Raw genomic sequence first — 19,539 nt, forward strand, 5'->3', positions numbered from 1 at the left:
ACTTACATATGATTTTTGGCAATAAATTCTATATAATGACATTATATTCATTTGTACGTTAGGAGGAAACAATGCAATTTGGAACTCTAACAGAGGCAGGCTTAACTCAGAATGAACAAATCCAGCTTGCGATTAAAGTAATACTAGAAAATGACGGTAAATTATTAATGCCAGACATCTACGAGGAGGTTAATAATGAGCTAGCCAAAAGAAATTATCAACTATCAAGTCAAGGTGAAGCTTCTTTACGAAGAGTTGTAAATAAAAATGCAGTACAACATGGTTATATTTACCCGCATGATGAAAAGAATCCTGGCTGGAGGGTTACACCAGCAGGAGAAGCCTTTTTATATCAATCTAATCAGCCGATTGATCTTTTTGAAGAGGTGGAAACAGAAGGATTGAGGCTGAATACTCTTATTAGAAAGTTAGCTCAAAAGCTAAAAGTTGTTAAAACCTTATCAACGGATAAGTCAAACTGGATAACGAAAATAGATGAAGAGGGGATTTATGTTGAAATCGAATCCTCAAGGGAAAAATATAAAAATGGTGAAAAAGCAGAACCATGGGAGCTTCTAACATTTGAGTTCATTTATCGAGGCTGGGAAGAGTTTAACATAAAAAGATCGGCAAGCGCTAATGATTTTGTCAAAACGAGAGGGAGAACGTCCTTTTTAATGGCATTATTTGCACAATTACCTTTCGTACAAGTTGTTAGCAAAGAAAATACTAGCACCATTTCATTAATTGAGTTTAAAACAGATGAATTACCGAATGAGCAAATACATAAGGTTGTAATCTTTTTAGAAGAAGTGATTAATGGGACTTATCATCCAGAAGAGTTAACTAGTGAAGCGGAAGGAAATCTATATCGGGTCAAATCAAGAGCTCGTCAGGATCTCCGTTTGTTAGGATTTTTAAATGAGTCTCATCAGAAAAATGAACTGTTATTTGAACGGTATGTCAAGGCGCAAGATAAAATTGAAGTTTTAAGAGAGTTAATCTTAGAAAAGGAATATTTTCGTATTGCTTTGACTGTTTTAGGTTTATTACAGGGCGAATCACCGAGTACGAAAAAAGAGGTGCTCGTTGAATTAGGCAGATTGATTGTTCGAAATTCTCGTGGTGATAATTTAATGGTCGAATCTGTTGCGATGGAACGAACGCAAAACCTTTTAATGTGGCTTCAGTATGTGAATCTCATTGATGATAATTGGGATCCATTGATCGAACTTAATGACTATAGGGAGAAGGTAACCGTGAACAGCAACCTCCACAACCAATTTTTATATATAATGAACAACTACATAGAAGCTAGACAGCAATCATTCGCAGGCAATCCGATGGGTTCCGTCCTTCGCAATGATGTTCCTGGAGAAATCAGAAGCCTCCCTTTTATCAACTCAAATTACACGATCACAGGATCTGTTGGGCAAGGAAATTGGGCGGTTGTACCTTGGGTTGCGATCATGAATTCTAATATCACTACATCAACGCAGCGTGGCTATTATATTGTCTATCTGTTTAGTGAAGATATGAAGCGTCTGTATTTAACGCTTGCTCAAGGAGTGACAGAATCGACTCGTGAGGAAATGGCTGTCATTAATCAGGAAATACGCTCTGAAATAAAGATGGACCCAAAAGTTAAAAAGGATGATCAGATTAACCTTGGGCAATCTAAGAGAGCACGAGATTATGCGTATTCAACAGCTGCTTACATTATGTACTCGGTTGATGACATGCCTGCTGAAGAGGAGCTCGTTTCTGACTTAGAAAAGATGACGTCCTATTATGAAAGGTATATTGAACTAAAGAGCAATCAGTATCCTGTTGTGGATACTGGTGCTGAAACTGTTGCAGAAGATAGGATCAAGTTTTTGTCCTCTCCGGAAGTCATCGAGCATGTCCATTCCTACATAACTAGCAAAGGCTTCTACTACGAAAAAGAAGAAGTCACAAACTTCTTTTATTCCTTAAAAACAAAACCATTCGTCATCCTCTCAGGCATCTCCGGTACTGGGAAAACAAAAATCGTCCAGTGGTTTGCTGAGAGTGTAGGGGCAACAGAGGAGAATGGCCAGTTTGCTCTTATTCCGGTACGTCCTGATTGGAGCGATGGTTCGGATTTGCTTGGGTATACGGATATTACAGGTGAGTTCAAAGAAGGGCCGCTGACAAATGTGTTAAAAAAAGCGATTGATGATCCGGAGCGGCCGTATTTTGTTTTACTAGATGAGATGAACTTAGCGCGTGTCGAGCATTATTTTAGTGATTTGTTAAGTGTGATGGAGAGTCGGAAATGGGAAGAGGGTAGATTGGTTACATCAACGGTTCTATCTGAAGAAATGGCGGGGAGAGATATTTATTTGCCTGCGAATGTGTACATCATCGGAACCGTGAATATGGATGAAACGACTCATCCGTTTAGTAAGAAGGTGTTGGACCGGGCGAATACGCTTGAGTTTAATCGAGTGAAGCTTGATTACCTTCAATTTTTACAAGATAGAGAGGAAATGGACCCTGTTGTTTTACATAATGGTGTGTTTGCAACAAAGTATCTTCATTTAAAGGATGTGTATTCAGCTTATCCAGAGCTTGTCGAAGAGGTGACGAGTGTTCTAGTGGAGATTAATAACGTCTTACAAATCAATGGATCACATGTAGGGTATCGGGTGCGGGATGAGATTTGTTTTTACCTTGCATATAATGAAGAAAGCAAGGTAATGGAACGAAATATGGCGCTTGATCATTGCATTTTGCAAAAGATCTTGCCACGGTTAGCTGGCAGTGATACAAGAATTGAACGGGTGTTAAAGGCTTTGTTTAAGTTGTTTACCAATAAAGAAATTGAGTATGCACAGGATGCTGCGATGGAGGATGTGACGTATGCGGTGTATCCAAAGAGTGCGGAGAAAGTGTTAGAGATGATAAGGAGGTTAGAAGACGATGGCTTTACTTCCTTCTGGATCAGCTCCTAAGGAAGTCGAGCTGGTTGTAATTGAGACAACGGAGTTTTCGCTTGTGATAAAAGGAAGACCTTATCATGAGCGGTATGAGGGGTTGCAACAGTATCGAACATTGGATTTTCATGATGTGATGCAATTTGAGTGGAGTGGGAACTCAGTTGAGAAGATTCTCGTCTATGATATGGAGCAACAAAAGATCGTTCCACCTTCCAATTTACGGCCGATTTTCTTTGAGAATAGTGTCTATCAAGTCATTGTCCATCCTAAAGGAGACACGGAGCTTTCGTTTTATCATGAGCATCCTAGTCTCCGAAAGGCGATTGGTCGAGTGGAGCTTGGCTCGTCGTATTTGTTGATGGGCAATTTGCAGTTTCAAAATGAGGTTGGGCTCTCGACGTTTGAGGTTCGGACTGAGCGAGAGACGTTGCTGCAGGTAACGTTGGAGATTTTCCCATCAAAACTCGATTATAAGCGAGATTATCAAACGTTATTAGAAGAAGTAAATGATGAGATCTACAACCTTACGTATCATTTTTTGAAAAAGACTTATTTAGGCGCAAAGGTGAAGCTTGACGGACAGCCTTCTTTGGCGGAGTTTTATCGATTGATCACGGTCCATTTTCAAGCTTTTTTACGGGCGATAGAACGGATCGAGCGGCAGCCTCATCATAAACTCGTGAAACAGCATGAGAAAGCAAGAGGTGATCACCTGCAGCGTTTGGATTCGAAGGCTCGGAGTTTTCTGAGAAAGAACGCACATGTTTTTGTTGAAGTGAAAAAGGGAGTCGAGCTAGCGAATCGAAACATGATGCCAAAAGAAGGACTGCGAATTAGGAAAGAGTTAACGTATGATACGCTTGAAAATCGTTATGTCAAATGGATGATTGGGCGTTTAATTGAGAAGCTGGAGTTTTTATATGAGAAGCTAACGGTTCAGAAATGGCGAAAGACGGAAGCGGATGAGGATCTTTTAGAGAAAGTGAAAGACATGATTCACAAGTTAACGTTGAAGAAGAAAAATCCGTTTTGGAAAGAAATTGGTTTGTTGGACCGTTCCGTTATGAGTCTTGTTCTGCAAATGGCACCAGGCTATCGCGACGCTTTTCAAATTTATTTAACCGTTTCAAAAGGGTTAGCGTTACAAGGGAAGCTTTATCAAATGTCTGTAAAAGATGTTGCAGAGTTATATGAAGTGTGGACATTCTTAAAGCTTGGTCAACTGTTACGTAAGAAATATCATCAGGTAAGTCAGGATGTGGTAAAAGTAAATCGAGACGGATTATTTGTAAGTCTAGATACGAATCAATCCGCTAAGCGTGTTTTCAAGCATCCAGTGACAGACGAGAAGATTGTTTTAACGTATCAGCACACGGAACGTAATCCAACAACGACTCAAAAGCCGGATAGTGTCCTAAGCATCGCAAAGAAAGGCAAGGATTATTCTTATGACTATGTATTTGATGCTAAATACCGAATTGATTTTGCTGTAGAAGATAGCTATTACGGAAATCGTTATAAAACTCCGGGTCCGTTAGAAGAAGACATCAATACAATGCACCGCTACCGTGATTCGATTGTCGCCAAACAGAAAGGGCCATATGAGCGCACCGCTTTCGGGGCGTATGTGTTGTTTCCGTGGGAAGATGAGGCAGGGTATTCGGACCATCATTTTTATAAAAGTATTGATGAAGTAAATATTGGTGGTTTGCCATTTTTACCTTCAGCTACGGATATGGTCGAACAATTTGTCGAGCATTTAATTGAAAAAAGTCCTGAAGAGATTCAAGAGGAAGGGATTTTGCCGAGAGGGACGAAAGCGGACTGGATTTCCTCGTTGGATGAGTATGTCCTACTTGGACTTGTTTCGAGTGAGGATCATTATAGAAGGTGCATGCAGGAGGCGGCGTACGTATTGGATGCAGGTGCGTTAAAACGAGGCTGGCAGGAAGCATCTTATGTAGCGCTGTATGTAAGCAAAGAGGCGAAGATGACTCGAAATGGTGTGTGGAATTACGGGAAAGTTAGAGATGTGTCGGTCGGAGATGATGGATCTGTGCGGTTTGTGGTTGATTCTTGGATGAATTTGGGCTCTGTGATTAAGCCTGTTCATTATGGAATAGCAGGGTATGCGATGACGACACTCACCCTTTTGAAGGAAGCGAAGGAATTACCAGAGTTATTCATGAAATCGAAGGATGAACTGTCGGTTTGGCGAATGCTGCGGCGGGTATCGGACCGGATATTGGTCGATCTTGACTCGGAACAATTAGATGAAGCTAGTAGTGTGCAGCGTTTTCGGTTTAAGGATGTTGAAGTGCGGATGGATGGATTGGAGAGTAAGATCGAGATTGTGAAAGGCGAGTTTGTGAAAGTGGTTGATTATGAGGAGTTGCGGAGGAGGCCGAGTGGGGTGTTTCGTGAGGTGTTGAAGGTGATGGGGGAGTAGCAGTGGGTCGGGGGGACGGGTACCTCGTCCCACTTTGTTGGTTCAAGTGGACTCACGCAAGAATGCTTAAACCTAGTTTCTTTCAATATGTTTAGTTTTGAGTACCATCCACCTTATTATAAGCCCCCCTAAAATATAAATAGGGAAGGAGTATATGTACTTCCAGTGATAAATTTCGTATATCCCTAACCATACAGTCAGTGGTTCAAACACGAAAGAAAAAATAAAAGAAGAAATTGTTACTGAAAACAGAAAAAACTTCCAAGTTTTGGCATATTGATAAATAATCATATAAATAATAGGTAGATGAACTTTGTGAATTTCGATTATTGGCGGTATTATGGGGATTACTCTATCTGGATAAGACCATAAAACTAACGTGATACCAATTGTGTCTAAGATAAATGTAGTTGAGCCAACTAAAAGACCGAAGAAAGCAATTTCAATAATTCTTTTCTTATCTAAAATAATTAACCAGATTATGATAAAAACAATTGTAGAGGTTAAAAGAAACCACCAATTAAATGAAAATATAGTTTCAGTTAACCAGTATTCAATTAGAATATCTCTTGTCTTTTGACGCAATTTAATTAGTTCATCCCAACTTGGATTTATTGATAAAGTATATAATAGTGATAAATCTCCCATTGGAACACTCCCTCTAAGTCCATTTACATATGTAATTTATAATAAACAATTTTTCGTTATATATTCTTAAACGAACGGGAGCTTATATTTAAGAAGAAAGATGAAAATAAAGTTATTTGCTGCGGAGTACAACGATACTGTTAATAGATTAAACCCATTTAAGAGACGATTGCATTAATATTGTGATCGTCTTTTTCGTATCTGACCAATACTGCGCAATAATGGGTCAGGGGGTCAGGTACCTTCGTCCCACCTTGTTGACTCCAGTGGACTCACTTAAACTGGTACTATTACGATATCCTATTGTTCTAAGGTAACGGATGGTTTTAGGTTTAAGTGAACTCAGTAGTGGAAAAGAGATGTTATAGGAAGCATACAAAAAGGATTTGTCCTGGACAAATCCTTTATTGCTCTTGATTGCTTAATGTTGTTTATTCGGTAATTTCTTTTCTGGATGCCCTTTTCCTTGACGCTGTCTATTTTGTTCATCCTTTTGTTGCTTGTCGTGTAGTTTGTCGATAAATTGTTTTGTATCATCCATCATGCATCGTCCTTCCTTATCGTTATTTGCTTTATTAGGTTTCCCGATTGAGGGAGAAACATGTATTGATCTGAGTTGAACTTGCAGCAAAGAAGTTGAGCCCAAAGAAATTAAATGTTTATTAAAAACAACAAGTGCCTATTACCCCCTAAGTCATCTCGAAAAAATGCGGGTGATGGTAGGCATTGTTGCTTTTTGTTGCATAGTAGACGAATACTGCGCAGCAATGGTCTTCATTTTTAGTCGACTTTGTGAAAGAATGTACTTAAGCTAAACTAGCTAATAGGGGGCAAACTGTTTAGCTGACGGGGTCAAAGCCCCACGAGCAGTTACGTTTTACCCCTGGCTACTGTTATAATAAGATCATATAAAATAAGCTCAACCAGAAATATTTTCTTATCTGGCAACCTTATAATACGAACGAAGCAGTTTAGTTAAATGGGGGGAATCTTATGATAAGTTGGATTCAAAAAGTGTTTCAGGCTACAAAATACTATTCAATATGGGATTTTGCTCTGTTAAAAGTGTGTCTTTTTTCTATGGGAATTCTTATAGGTGTTTATTTCTTTCACTTTTTCACTTCTCTAATATCGATTATCTGGGCAATTTTTATCATTTCTTATCTACTGATTATGTACAAAACATTTATAAAATATCTCAAATAATGAGTAACAACAAATTCTACGACGCCTGCCCATGCTCTTCTGATGGAAGATTGTTATATCAATACGAAAAATAATTTATTATGCTAACAAAAGCGATTGTTAAATAGGATCAGATGCATCTTATGTTAACGAAGCAGTTAATTTTAATAAATTGAATTTGTAATTTCGATCTATATTAAAAACTGTTGTATAATTAAAGGTAAGTATTTTGAAATGATGGAGGTTGAACAAGAGTATGAGAAAACTTGATGGATACGAAGCAGAGTTGATTAAAAGTATTATTCGTGATGGAGAATCAGTTATAGAGTTAGACGGAAGAAAATATCATTTAACTTTAATCGAAAAACCAGATACTACAGTAAAAGAAGATGTTGATGCTGATCCGGAGCTAAAACAAAAATTACTTCAAGCAAAGAAGGATATTTTAGATGATAAAGTTTATTCAACAGAAGACGTATTAGAGATGATTGAACAAGGTCAATTATAGATGAATATTAAATGGACCAATCAAGCATTAAAAGGATTTCGTAACATTCAAAGTCAGCATTTCACTTTACAAGAGACAAAAGAATATAAGAAAAACTTAGTAAAAAATATTGAAGAAAAGGTTTCGCTTTTAGGTACTAGTATCCCAGTAAATAAACCAGAATGGGAAGGCAGTTATAAGATAATTATTGATAAATATATTATTTACTATTCGTTGTCAGATGACCGAACAACATGTTATATAGAATATTTTAAGCACTCTAGACAAATGCGTTAGCTAGGAATGATATTAAACTAATTTTTAATAATGTCATTCCTAGCTTATTTTTGTATTGCTAATTGTGCTAACGAGAGCAGGATAGCTCAATAAAGATTATCATTAAAAAATAATGATTTATTTCCTTCCAATTCGAACACAGATTGTGAAATAATCTACTTAAGCAAGAGGAGACTGAAATTTCAGATTAATATAGATAAATGATTTAGGAGGGAATGATTATCGGAAATTTAGGTTTAAAAGATATAAATGCCGAGAGATTCATCAATGCACTTGAACAACATAAAAATGAAAATGATATAGAAAAAATGAAACGTTTTTTTAAAGATGCTGATAAGGATACCTTATATTTGGGACTTCATATGCGTACAGTATTTCAAACAGCTAAAGCATTCACTGATATGTCCTTGAATGAGACAGAAAAGTTATTAGAAAGCGCTTACTGCGAAGTGAGAATGGGTGCAGTTAGTATAATGGATTTTCAGGCAAAGAAAAAGAAAGTTACTGAAGAGCACAGAAAGGAATTGTACGAACTTTATATCAGAAGGCATGACCGAATTAACAACTGGGATCTTGTGGATCGGGCAGCCCCCTCAGTAATTGGAATTTATCTACTTGATAAACCAAGGGACATTTTATACAAGTTGGCACAATCGAAAAACATATGGGAACGAAGAACGTCAATTGTAAGCACCTATAGCTTCATAAAAAAAGGTCAAATAGATGATACCTTCCGTATTGCCGAGATATTGATTGAAGATAAAGAAGAATTGATCAATAAAGCAGTTGGAAGTTGGATTCGTACAGCCGGTATGAAGGATGAAAATAGGTTAAAAGAATTTTTATTTAAATATGCTAGAACAATGCCAAGGGTTACACTACGATATGCAATTGAAAAATTAGATAAAACTACGAGGGATTCTTATATGTCTTTGGGTAAAAAATAAAATTATAGAAGAAAAAGATAAGACTAGATTGTAAGTTGAAATAAATTTAACCAATCCCCACTAACGGTGAGCGATTGTTTAAGAAGAACAGTCGCTTTATCAGCAAAAAGGAGTTGTCCTGATGGCAGAACATGATGATGGTGGTGTATCGGAAGAGTTTAAGAAGAAAGTAGAAGAGCTTTGTGATAGGCTTGCTCCAAAAAAATAAAGAAAACAACGCGTTAGGGCAGCTAGTTAGTGAAATATGTAAGGACGATGTAAAGGAATAACGCCAACAATCTCTTTTTTGACCTATGTTTAAGATCATAAATTAAAATATCATTTTGCTGCGTAGTACAACGATACTAGCTTACACAAGCATTATGAGACGATTACCCCGAAAGTAATCGTTCTCTTTCTGATTTAAAGGATAAAATCAAAGACAAAAAAACGGTCGATACTAACTCAGTTGGTATTTTTGCTGTTTGTATAGGTAATCCTTAGTTACTAATAAGAACTAAGGAGAGTTGATTATTATGAATTTAGGTGAGCAAATATTATCAGATTTAGTAGCTGCTTTAAAAGATTTGTATCCTAATATTGAAGTGGAAAGTACAAAGAATAAATTGTCTACTGTTCTATCGGAGTATTATATTCAAAGAGTTAAGTTAGGTGAAGTACATCCTGACCTTGAGAATAAAATACAATTGTTCATCTCAGCAAAAAAACTAGAAGGTTTAAGTTCTATTACTCTAGACAACTACCTTATGAATTAAGTATGTTAGCTGATATCGTAAAAAAGAAGGCTGAGGACATAGCTACAGCAGATGTTCGAATGTATTTAAGTCAAGATCGGACCTTAAAAATGAGCACAATTAGAAAGAAATTATCTGTTTTAACGAGTTTTTTTAGTTGGTTAGCCTCATACGACACTTAGGTATGCAAAGATTACTCATGAGCGAAAGCGAGAGTAGCATAAAAAGTATTTGATTCAATAAGTTGTTGTTCATTTGATGGATGCTGCGCATTAAAGGTCTTCATTTTTAGGTGACTTTGTGAAAGAATTTACTTAAGCTAACGGACAGAAGAGTTTAAGAAGTAATTGGGTTTTTGTGGTGAAATAATCTTTTAGGATAACTACTAAAATAGTAATTAAATCATATCTAATTTGAAAATTCAAAGGAAGGAGGTTGTCTAGATGGACCAATCTGTTAGTGGTGAAAAATTCGAGATAGGTTTTAATATTTTTCTGTTAATATTTGCTTTAATTGTCGTTATATCGTCTATCTTTAATTTGGTTGATACAAATAGAAATACCCTATATGCAATTTTAGGGATTATTATTGGTAGTGGAAGTATAATTAGGCTATATAAACTCAAGACAAATACATAGGTTATTTATTCTAACGGAGAGCTTTTCTTAAATAACGATCTTCCGCAATCGGGCGCTTTTTTGAAATAAGGAAAGCGTTCTTCTTCATGAAAAGGAACATTTCCTTGAATAACATTTTGTGGTTAAATTGGATATTTAGGGTCAATGGTCTGCACAAGAAATAGTTTTAATGAGCGGACCCTTTGGAGGGCAAGGGAACATTCAAACCATTATTAGAAATGGTGAATATGGTTACGAAGTAGGATATGGAAGTAGTGTTACAGAAATAGAAAGTGCAAGCGTTAATAAGGTAGATGAAAGTATTGATTGGAAAATTTGGATTAAACATTCTTAGATTTCAATTAGGGGTCCAGACAACATTTTAACCCTTTTATACGTTAAGACATTTTTTTCCATTGTATGATGCATAATAAAACTGATCTATACAATAAGTATCATTTAAAAGCTATGAAGTTCAAATGAATATACTAAACTGCCAAAAAACCTTAATAAACCAAGGGATAGCAATTTTTAGCCAATGATACTTAAATACATTGAGTATCATTGGCACGAAAAGTTGGCTTAGCGTAATAACAACGGGCTTTTAGATTCCATAAATTGTCTTAACGTATATTCCTGTCAAAATGTTGGCGGTACCCCAAGAACAAGAACGAAAACAAGTAGATTGGGAAATCTCTGAACGTACAAGAGAAATCGTTACACATTACTCGGAGGTAGTATGCGGAATATAACGAGAGTGAACGTAGATATGTTTCTCCGAAATATCTTGGAGGAAAGCTATCAATTTTCCCAAATGTTTACGCTAACTAATTTGACTTCTTTTTATAAAACCATTTATCAGCAATGAATAGGAACAATGTTAAAATAAACGCGTATAAAAGATTATCACCCAGTCTCAATTCAATTCCCCGAATAAAGTCTACAATTACGATTACCAAAAGAGCGGATATGAAAAAAGAAGGATAATACCAATATTTACGAATAATATTCACGAAACGCCTCCTATTAGAAATTTATTCCATCATAATACACAGAAGGTAGCAATTCAATCTATCGAACTAAAATATGTAAACTTTAATGAAGTAGTTGGGCTACTTTTCATGCTCTGGATACTAATTATAAGTATTCAGATTGTCAGAGGAAAAGTAAATGCTTGAGAATTACAAATGCAATAAGGAGAAACTATTTTATTTAACGAACGTCAGATTGTTTTTGGTTGGATGTAGAGAAAAATGAAAGTAAATATAACAAAACTGAATTACTTGTGAAGTATTACACTTAAATTAACGGGAGCTAGAGCGGAACTAAAAGTTGTCAGTTGCAGCCCCTAATGTTTATTGTGTTAACGAACTTCTCCAAAACTCAAGACTATTGACAACACCGGGATTGCAATAAGGCTCTCCCGCCGCCTTTAAACAAAGACACCTAGTTACGATTATTTGAATCGTAACTAGGTGTTTTGTTTCATTCTTATTGTTATTCAAGTGTACCGACGATTGGTAAGTTTTCCAATACAGAAGAGCCGTGTGGAGATGCTGAAATTTTTTCTGTGTTGTCAGCACCAGCCATTACTCCACCAAAGTGTTCTCCACCTTCCCAAGCTCCAATATCTGAAACATCGTAAACGACTCCGTCAACCGCTACATAAGCAGGGTTTCCATCTTGCCCATTATACTTACTAAGTTCTTCCACTGTGAATACTTGACCTTCTTCAACTGCTGAAGCGTCTGTTTCTTCTGTAGTATTTTCCTCTGTACTTTCTTCCGGTGTCGACGTATCTGCTTCTTCAGTTGTTGTGTCCCCACCACAAGCAGCTAACACAAAAGCCGTCATTGACAATACTAATAAACCTTTAAATTTTTTCATCTTCTTGCCCCCTAAATTTTTAAAACTTTTTTATATAGGTATATGTTAAATGTTATCTCCCCTCACTAAAAGGGATTTTGTTACATTTAACGTAGTGTTCATTTTTTTTTTGAAATGTGGTCACTTTTTTGTCAAATAAACTAATGGTAGAATAAAAACTGGATATTAGGCGAGGAGATTTCAAGTGAAATATAGTGGGATTTGTGAAATACCGTACTTAAACTAACGGATGCTTATATTTAAGAAGAAAGATGAAAAAAAGTTATTTGCTGCGGAGTACAACGATACTGTTAATAGACTAAACCCATCTAAGAGACGATTGCATTAATTGTGATCGTCTTTTTCGTATTTGACGGATATATGCGCAGTAGATAACTACTATATTCAGGTGGCTAATGTCTTATTTTTTGTTCTGAAAAAAGTCTTCCCATAGAAGTTGCAACTATCCATGGGATCAATCTAACGAATACTATTGCAGGTTATACATCTCTTTACTTAAGGAGGTGTTTTTTGTTTTTTAATAAAAGGTTTCATTTTTTCTACCTCTGAATTGGAGGGGAAAAAAATTAGGTGAATGGATGGCTCAATCTAGTTTCGTAAAATTAAGTTTTGCCAATATTCAGCTCCCTTTATTAAGAAGGTGAGATTTCTATGAAAGATAAATAGTTTGCCTAATAGAAACAGCCATTTACTTAAGTATTTTTTTGATGACAGATAGTGCACCTGCACCATTAGCCAGCCGGTTTCCATAAGGGAACCGGCTTATATTACTCCTTAACTTGGATAAAAAAACAAAATATGGACATAGTTGACGAAAAGGCTTGTTTAAAGTAAATGGTATTATTAATTTATTAAAGGGATCAAATTGAATAAGATACTTTTAATAAAAATCGACAAGGGTGATAAAAAATGGACTGGAAACCTGATAGAAATCATAAGAAACCAATATATAAACAAATAGTTGAGTATATTGAACAAGGGATTTCCTCCAGCTTGTTTCCGCCAGACAGTCTATTACCTTCGGAGCGTAGTCTAGCAAAAGAATTAGGTGTAAATCGTAGTACGGTTGTGTCAGCTTATGAGGAGCTGCAGGCCCTTGGAATCGTTGAACGTAAAAAGGGTAGTGGAACTAGGGTGAGTACAGATATATGGGGGGTATCCCATAAGCGTATACCGAATTGGGGCCGCTATGTAGAAGATGGTTCTTTTTTACCAAATCTTCCGTTAGTCCAGAAAATACGTACAGAAATTCAAAAAAATAACTTAGTGAACTTAGCAAGTGGGGAATTATCAGCTGATATGATGCCGACAGAGGCTTTCCAGAATATACTTTCACGTCAACCGTTTTTAGGGAGCCTTGGTTACGACCATCCCCAGGGGAACGAAGCTCTTAGGCATACTATAGTATCTCATATAAGAGAATATAAAAAGATTGACACTGACTCATCATCAATTCTTATTACATCCGGTGCACAGCAGGCTTTACATTTAATAGTAGAGTGTTTACTTAAACCAGGTGATGCTGTTGCAATTGAGGATCCATCTTACTGTTATTCTCTCCCTTTATTCCAATCAGCTGGATTACGAACTTTTCTTCTGCCAGTTGATAAACATGGTGCTAATCCTGAAGATTTATTGGCATTGCATAAAAAGCATCGTATTCGAATGGTTTTTTTAAATCTGGATTACCAAAATCCTACAGGGGCTGTTATGAGTATTTCAAGACGTAAGAAATTTCTCGAATTATCAACTGAATTAGGTATCCCTATTATTGAGGATGACCCGTACAGCCTTACTTCATTTAATAGCGAAGTGAATCGAACACTTAAATCTTTGGATACAAATGGAAATGTTTTATATGTCAGTTCATTATCTAAGATTGTTGCATCAGGACTTCGAATTGGTTGGATTATAGGACCACCACAGGTCATCCAACGTCTTGCAGATGCAAAACAGCAAGTCGATTTTGGTCATAGTATTTTCCCTCAATGGATCGCAAATCAATTTTTAGGATCTGAATATATTCATTCACATATAAAAATGATTCGTACTCAATTAAAACTTCGAAGAGATGAAATTGTATCAAGTTTAGAAGAGATAATGGGAAATCAAATTGAATTTTTGACTCCAGCGGGAGGAATTCATTTATGGTGTAAAATCGATCAGTCGATAAATGAACACAAGTTACTTGAAGAATCGATCAGCAATGGAGTGGCTTTCGTCCCGGGAACCATTTTAGGTTCCAAAAAAGGTTATGTCCGCTTTACGTTCGGACGAGGGGAAATATGTTTAATCCGTCAAGGAGTTATAAGATTCGCTGAAGCATATAGTACGGTTAAGAAGGGCTAATATACACAAAGAATGGAATGAAAATTAAAAGAGGGTACATGTAAGATCAACTATTATAAAAAAGATATTTGAAAATAGTTGTGAAAGAAGAGGTGTGTAGAACGCTGGAATTAATTTTAATTCTAGCGTTTTATTATGTGTGACGTGTATGTCTCTCTCTTACATGTGACGAATAAAGGTAGAAGCAATACGTCTGAATGAGCCTACATTGACATTTACCTATAGGTATAGTTTCGGAAGTCTCTTCGATGAAATCGATTAAGAAAGTGATGAATAAATAACGTTATTAAAACAAATTAGGTAACACGTTACTAAATTAAAAAGTGGATGAGGAAATTAGTTGAAAAGTGGATGGTTTCAACTTATATAAATAGTAGTTAAATTTAAGTATCAGAACAAAGACTTACAGGAGGAAATATGACTTTTTTAATTATTCTGGTGGCTATTGTTTGTCTTGTAGCACTAGTCATTACATTATCACTTACAAAAGCAGAAGACACAAATTACAGCAGCAATCGTAGTATCAATAATCAACTAATTATGTATATTATACTAATTCCAGTTATTGCTCTTATTTTAGTGCTTGGTTGGGTGTTTTTATTCTAATTTACTAGAACGTTAAGGAGAGGAAGAATGATGCAGACGCAATCAACTGTAAGAGTGGCTGTTGTACAGGCATCTTCCGTTCTGTTTGATCTAAAAGCTAGTACGGAAAAGGCTGTTTCTATTATTAAGAAAGCAGGCGATAAAGGAGCTAACATTGTCGTTTTTCCAGAAGCCTTTATCCCTGCTTATCCAAGAGGAATGAGCTTCGGAACAAGTATTGGAAGTAGATCTCCAGAAGGAAGAAAGGACTGGCTAAAGTATTTAGAAAACTCAGTTCCTGTTCCAAGTGAAACAACCAAAGTTTTAGGGGCGGCTGCCCGTAAGGCTGGAGTCTATCTTATTATCAGTGTCATTGAACGGGATAATGATTGGAGTAAGGGAACTGTCTATTGTTCTGTTTTATTTTTCGGGCCGGATGGGAGCTTACTTGGAAAACATCAGAAACTGAAGCCAACAGCTGCCGAACGAATTGTCTGGGGAGAAGGCGATGGGAGCACTTTACCAATATTCACTACACCTTTCGGAAAAATAGGCGCACTCATTTGCTGGGAAAACTATATGCCTTTGGCAAGAGCAGCGATGTATGCAAAAGGTGTGCAAATTTTTATTACGCCAACAGCTGATTCCCGAGATTTATGGCAATCTACGATTCGTCACATTGCTGCGGAAGGTAGATGCTTTGTCTTATCATCCAATCAGTATGTTACTAAAGACATGTATCCTACAGATCTAGCTTGTTATCATGAACTAGAATCCTCACCAGAAGTAATGTGTAGAGGCGGCAGTGCGATTGTTGGTCCTTTAGGAGAATACATTGTAGAGCCGGTTTATGATAAAGAGGATATTCTATTTGCAACTCTAGACTTACGTGAAATATCAACCAGTCAGTTTGATTTAGATGTGGTTGGTCATTATTCGAGACCTGATGTTTTCCAGTTGATTGTAAATGAGGAGAAGAAAGAGAATGTTAAGTGGGTAACATACTAATTATAGGATTACCTTTTTTATATTACATCTTTTGGGCAGTGTGGTAGCCCTGTTCTATTTTCCTTGTCGACTAGTGAGTTATAATCGAAATTTAAACACAGTTGCGATCTGGACTGCTTTTGGAGGCAGAGGTGAACTTATTCTTCCTATTCCTACCTTGAACTGTACACCTACTCTAAGTGGGTTCAAAGTTTAACGTACATAAGACGTTATTTATACTTGGTTTTATGTATTGGTGGTTGAATCTCAACAATCGGTACAGATTGGTTAAGGATATAGTTTAGTATTAATAGTAGGGAACACAGTACCATAAGTAATGAGTTTTTTTTAAATAACTAGTAACAGCACCTTTCCTACTCGTTAGGGTAGGTGCTGTTGCTTATTTGTTTGATTAGATGAAGGGAGTAGTTAGTTGGCTCTTTGTTTTCTCTAGTTGATAAATAAGTGATATCATCATTATATAAGGAGGGCTATGAGAATGGATACGATAATTTTTGACGTCGATGATACACTATATGATCAAGCACAATCTTTTCATAAAACGGTGAGGAAGCTTTTTCAAGAGCCATTTTCAGACGAAGAAATCGATCAATTATATAAAGCTAGTCGTAAGTATAGCGAGATTTTATTTGATCAAAGTGAAGCAGGTGAAATATCCCAATTTGAATGGCAAACCGGACGAATCATGGCTGCCTGTAAGGATTTTAACATCCCTATAGATACGGAAAAAGCGACTATTTTTCATGAAACGTATGTGACCGAACAAAAAAACATTACCTTGTTTCCGGAAGTCGAAGAACTACTAAATGTACTTTACAAAGAAGGGAAACAGCTTGGGATTCTTACAAATGGTGAAGAAAAACATCAAGCAATGAAAATTAAACAGCTCAGCCTAAGTCGTTGGATTCCGGCAGAAATGACGTTTATTTCTGGAACGATTGGTCATGCAAAACCGAAAAGAGAAGTATTTGATTTTATTGAACAGAAAATGGACCTTGACCAAACCAAAACCGTGTATATCGGGGATAATTTTGAAAAAGATATTATCGGAGCAAAACAAGCAGGCTGGCAAGCGATCTGGATGAATCATCGTAAGAAAGATTTACCGACTAATGCTACCTATAAACCAGATAAAGAAGTGCATAGTGCCAAAGAGTTATTAGAATTATTTGTGAAAAAGGCTTAGGTCGTTATAGTAGGAATCAGCGATTGTCATCCTGGTTCCTATTTAGGTTTCATTGAAAACTTCTTATTGGTTTAATGCATAGCATTGAGCGGGTTTTTAAACAAAACGAAAAGCTGGTCAGCGTTGGTTAAGTTTCTCCAAAATCTAGGGTAAGTCCTTCGTTATTCTTCCGGTCAATATGTGGTTGACAGTTGATGTTGAATGTAGCTTAGAGTTTTTAATGCGCAAGAGTAACAGGACGAATTTTGTTTTTGTAGATTAGAATAATTTTTAACACGGTGTTTTTCATACATAGTTATATTATCAATTCCTTTCTGTAAAAGAAGAACAGGTTTTTTGATTTAAATAGATCCTGCACAACTTTTCCATATACACATCTTTAATTCTATTCAAATGGATTACTTGTCGTCATTTCCTTGTAATTGTTTAATGAATTGATTTGGTGAGCATTGATTATGTCTTTTAAACAAATTATAAAAGTGAGATATATTAGGAATTCCTACTGAAGTTGAGGTTTCAACAATACTAATATTTTCAGTCAACAATAGGCGTTCAGCTTTTTTAATTCTCTTGAAATTTATATAATCCGTTAATGACATACCTATTATTTTCTTGAATTGTCTAGAGAAGTAGAAATAACTTAAATTAACTAAGCTACTAATATGGTTAAGGTCTAATCGCTCTCCTAAATGATCTTCTATATAATCTAATGCAGGTTTTAATTTTTTGTAATCCTTATCATAAGTTATGTCTAGAATTTGTTTATAATCATTTCGAATTAGGATGAGTAACATTTTTCTTATTAATAGGCTAATTGCAATTTCATATCCTTTATCTTTATTTTTATTTTCTTTATATATTTCCATAATACAATTAAAGAAATTGGATTTGACATTTTCTTTTTCGAAAATATAGTTTAAAAAACTTAAAGGCTTATGAGTTTCTGAGAAATGTTGCAAATAATTAAAAATAGTTTGATCTATATACTGTTGAACATCAAATTGAAAAACTATATATTGCAAATTATCAAGATCATGCTTGATACTTTTATGAAGCTGGTTTGAACCAATTAGCACAAAATCTCCTTCATTAAGAATCAATACTTCATTTTCTATTAATAGCTCAATCTTACCTGATAAGACTAATAGTACTTCTAGTTCTTTGTGATAATGCCACTCACTACTCCTTTCTTGGCTTATTTTGTCATAATCAACTTTCCGAAGCTGCAAAAATTGATGGTGCCAATTATTTCCGTCGTTTGAGTAATTCAAATGTTACCTACAATTATGATGGCTATGCCACTTTTTATGTTATTTTCACAATTTGGATTACTTAACAATTATGTTACTTTAATTTTAGCTAATACAACAAGTGCTCTCCCTTTTGCAATATTGGTTCTTCGTCCATTTTTTCTCTCCCTTCCAGGTGGATTAGAAGAAGCGGCACAAATAGATGGGTGTAATAAGTTTAGTGCTTTTTCTAGAGTAATCTTACCTTGTGTAAAACCTGGATTATTAACTGTAGGTTCATTTAGCTTTTTATTTGCATGGGGTGATTTTTTATTTGCTTTAACATTAACATCGAATGAAAAGATTCGACCACTAACTGTTGGCCTCTATACTTTTTCTGATCAATATGGTACTGAATGGAATAACTTGATGGCCGTATCAACAATAGCAGCACTTCCAATTATCATAATATTTATAGTACTACAAAAATACATTGTGAGTGGTATGACGTCAGGTGCTGTAAAGGATTAGAAATCATGATGAAACTCAACTTGTTTTGAAGATTATTACTAGAATATATATTGACCACACACTTTTATTTTTAAGGAGGCTGAAGTTAATTTAAATGGAAACTAACAACGGAAAACTGCATTGCGTTAGCTTACACATTTAAGTTAACTTATATAAATGAGCTGACCTATTATGAAAGGGTACAGTCATTGGGGTATATACTCATTGACAGTCCAGAGCCATTTTCATTCTATAGTGAAACGTTGATTTTTGAGCTATAAGGAAAAGATGTGACAGTAAAGTAATTTGACACAGTTTTTGCTTATTAATTTGAAACACTTTGGTTTATTCCTTGAAAATATAACTAATGGAATAATTGATACAAATAGTAACTCTTTTGTCTGATGATTCGGATAATAAAGAGTATAAAAGAAATGTTTTGAAAAATACATATTGCG

18 protein-coding genes are annotated in these 19,539 nt (G+C 35.7%); 13 read left to right on the forward strand and 5 right to left on the reverse strand.

What is annotated here, in order from left to right; all coding sequences use genetic code 11:
- The first annotated feature begins 71 nt into the window (after window positions 1-71).
- Window positions 72-2,978, forward strand: coding sequence for an MrcB family domain-containing protein (locus tag SAY88_RS14695; RefSeq protein WP_332632559.1), 2,907 nt, complete (start codon window positions 72-74; stop codon window positions 2,976-2,978).
- Complete coding sequence (locus tag SAY88_RS14700; RefSeq protein WP_332632560.1) at window positions 2,947-5,412, forward strand: restriction endonuclease-like protein; 2,466 nt, start codon at window positions 2,947-2,949, stop codon at window positions 5,410-5,412. The genes SAY88_RS14695 and SAY88_RS14700 overlap by 32 nt, the downstream gene beginning before the upstream one ends.
- Before the next feature lie 72 nt (window positions 5,413-5,484).
- Here the strand turns inward: SAY88_RS14700 and SAY88_RS14705 are convergent, their stop codons facing one another.
- Together SAY88_RS14705 and SAY88_RS14710 are read right to left on the reverse strand one after the other, a co-directional pair.
- Window positions 5,485-6,060 (reverse strand): CBO0543 family protein, encoded by a 576-nt coding sequence (locus SAY88_RS14705; protein WP_332632561.1) that lies wholly within the window; start codon window positions 6,058-6,060, stop codon window positions 5,485-5,487.
- A gap of 421 nt (window positions 6,061-6,481) precedes the next feature.
- Entirely contained in the window at window positions 6,482-6,604 is a 123-nt protein-coding gene (locus SAY88_RS14710) for a DUF4023 domain-containing protein (RefSeq protein ID WP_431308878.1), read from the reverse strand.
- 885 nt (window positions 6,605-7,489) lie between these two features.
- Between SAY88_RS14710 and SAY88_RS14715 the strand changes: the two genes are divergently transcribed.
- The 6 genes from SAY88_RS14715 to SAY88_RS14735 all read left to right on the forward strand — a co-directional run bounded on the left by SAY88_RS14715 (window position 7,490) and on the right by SAY88_RS14735 (window position 10,682).
- The gene (locus tag SAY88_RS14715) at window positions 7,490-7,753 is read left to right on the forward strand and encodes a hypothetical protein (RefSeq protein ID WP_332632562.1); all 264 of its coding nucleotides are present in this window, start codon (window positions 7,490-7,492) and stop codon (window positions 7,751-7,753) included.
- On the forward strand, window positions 7,754-8,029 hold the full coding sequence (locus tag SAY88_RS14720; RefSeq protein WP_332632563.1) for a type II toxin-antitoxin system RelE/ParE family toxin: 276 nt from the start codon (window positions 7,754-7,756) through the stop codon (window positions 8,027-8,029).
- Between the two features lie 215 nt (window positions 8,030-8,244).
- Window positions 8,245-8,976, forward strand: a complete 732-nt coding sequence (locus tag SAY88_RS14725) for a DNA alkylation repair protein (RefSeq protein WP_332632564.1) — start codon at window positions 8,245-8,247, stop codon at window positions 8,974-8,976.
- 515 nt (window positions 8,977-9,491) lie between these two features.
- Entirely contained in the window at window positions 9,492-9,731 is a 240-nt protein-coding gene (locus SAY88_RS14730) for a hypothetical protein (RefSeq protein WP_332632566.1), read from the forward strand.
- Between the two features lie 2 nt (window positions 9,732-9,733).
- Window positions 9,734-9,892: a site-specific integrase gene (locus SAY88_RS26035; protein ID WP_431308879.1), complete on the forward strand. Its 159-nt coding sequence runs from the start codon at window positions 9,734-9,736 to the stop codon at window positions 9,890-9,892.
- A gap of 625 nt (window positions 9,893-10,517) precedes the next feature.
- The gene (locus tag SAY88_RS14735; RefSeq protein WP_332632567.1) at window positions 10,518-10,682 is read left to right on the forward strand and encodes a hypothetical protein; all 165 of its coding nucleotides are present in this window, start codon (window positions 10,518-10,520) and stop codon (window positions 10,680-10,682) included.
- Between the two features lie 472 nt (window positions 10,683-11,154).
- On the opposite strand, the gene SAY88_RS14740 is transcribed toward SAY88_RS14735, so the two are convergent.
- Window positions 11,155-11,340: a hypothetical protein gene (locus SAY88_RS14740; protein WP_332632568.1), complete on the reverse strand. Its 186-nt coding sequence runs from the start codon at window positions 11,338-11,340 to the stop codon at window positions 11,155-11,157.
- A 484-nt stretch (window positions 11,341-11,824) separates the two neighbouring features.
- Complete coding sequence (locus tag SAY88_RS14745) at window positions 11,825-12,214, reverse strand: cytochrome b5 domain-containing protein (protein ID WP_332632569.1); 390 nt, start codon at window positions 12,212-12,214, stop codon at window positions 11,825-11,827.
- A gap of 909 nt (window positions 12,215-13,123) precedes the next feature.
- Between SAY88_RS14745 and SAY88_RS14750 the strand changes: the two genes are divergently transcribed.
- The 4 genes from SAY88_RS14750 to SAY88_RS14765 all read left to right on the forward strand — a co-directional run bounded on the left by SAY88_RS14750 (window position 13,124) and on the right by SAY88_RS14765 (window position 17,342).
- Window positions 13,124-14,563, forward strand: coding sequence for an aminotransferase-like domain-containing protein (locus tag SAY88_RS14750; protein WP_332632571.1), 1,440 nt, complete (start codon window positions 13,124-13,126; stop codon window positions 14,561-14,563).
- A 417-nt stretch (window positions 14,564-14,980) separates the two neighbouring features.
- On the forward strand, window positions 14,981-15,169 hold the full coding sequence (locus SAY88_RS14755; RefSeq protein ID WP_332632572.1) for a BshB3 potential contributor to bacillithiol synthesis: 189 nt from the start codon (window positions 14,981-14,983) through the stop codon (window positions 15,167-15,169).
- Window positions 15,170-15,196: 27 nt separating this feature from the next.
- On the forward strand, window positions 15,197-16,156 hold the full coding sequence (locus tag SAY88_RS14760) for a carbon-nitrogen hydrolase family protein (protein ID WP_332632573.1): 960 nt from the start codon (window positions 15,197-15,199) through the stop codon (window positions 16,154-16,156).
- Between the two features lie 478 nt (window positions 16,157-16,634).
- A complete protein-coding gene (locus SAY88_RS14765) occupies window positions 16,635-17,342 on the forward strand; it encodes an HAD family hydrolase (RefSeq protein ID WP_332632574.1) in 708 nt (235 codons plus the stop codon).
- Between the two features lie 398 nt (window positions 17,343-17,740).
- Here SAY88_RS14765 and SAY88_RS14770 read toward each other — a convergent pair whose 3' ends face one another.
- Window positions 17,741-18,613 (reverse strand): AraC family transcriptional regulator, encoded by an 873-nt coding sequence (locus tag SAY88_RS14770; protein WP_332632575.1) that lies wholly within the window; start codon window positions 18,611-18,613, stop codon window positions 17,741-17,743.
- Between SAY88_RS14770 and SAY88_RS14775 the strand changes: the two genes are divergently transcribed.
- Window positions 18,614-19,102, forward strand: a complete 489-nt coding sequence (locus SAY88_RS14775) for a carbohydrate ABC transporter permease (protein WP_332632576.1) — start codon at window positions 18,614-18,616, stop codon at window positions 19,100-19,102. It abuts the gene before it with no gap.
- Window positions 19,103-19,539 lie beyond the last annotated feature (437 nt).

It is taken from the genome of Halalkalibacter flavus (genome assembly GCF_036663575.1).
Classification (GTDB): domain Bacteria; phylum Bacillota; class Bacilli; order Bacillales; family Bacillaceae_D; genus Halalkalibacter; species Halalkalibacter flavus.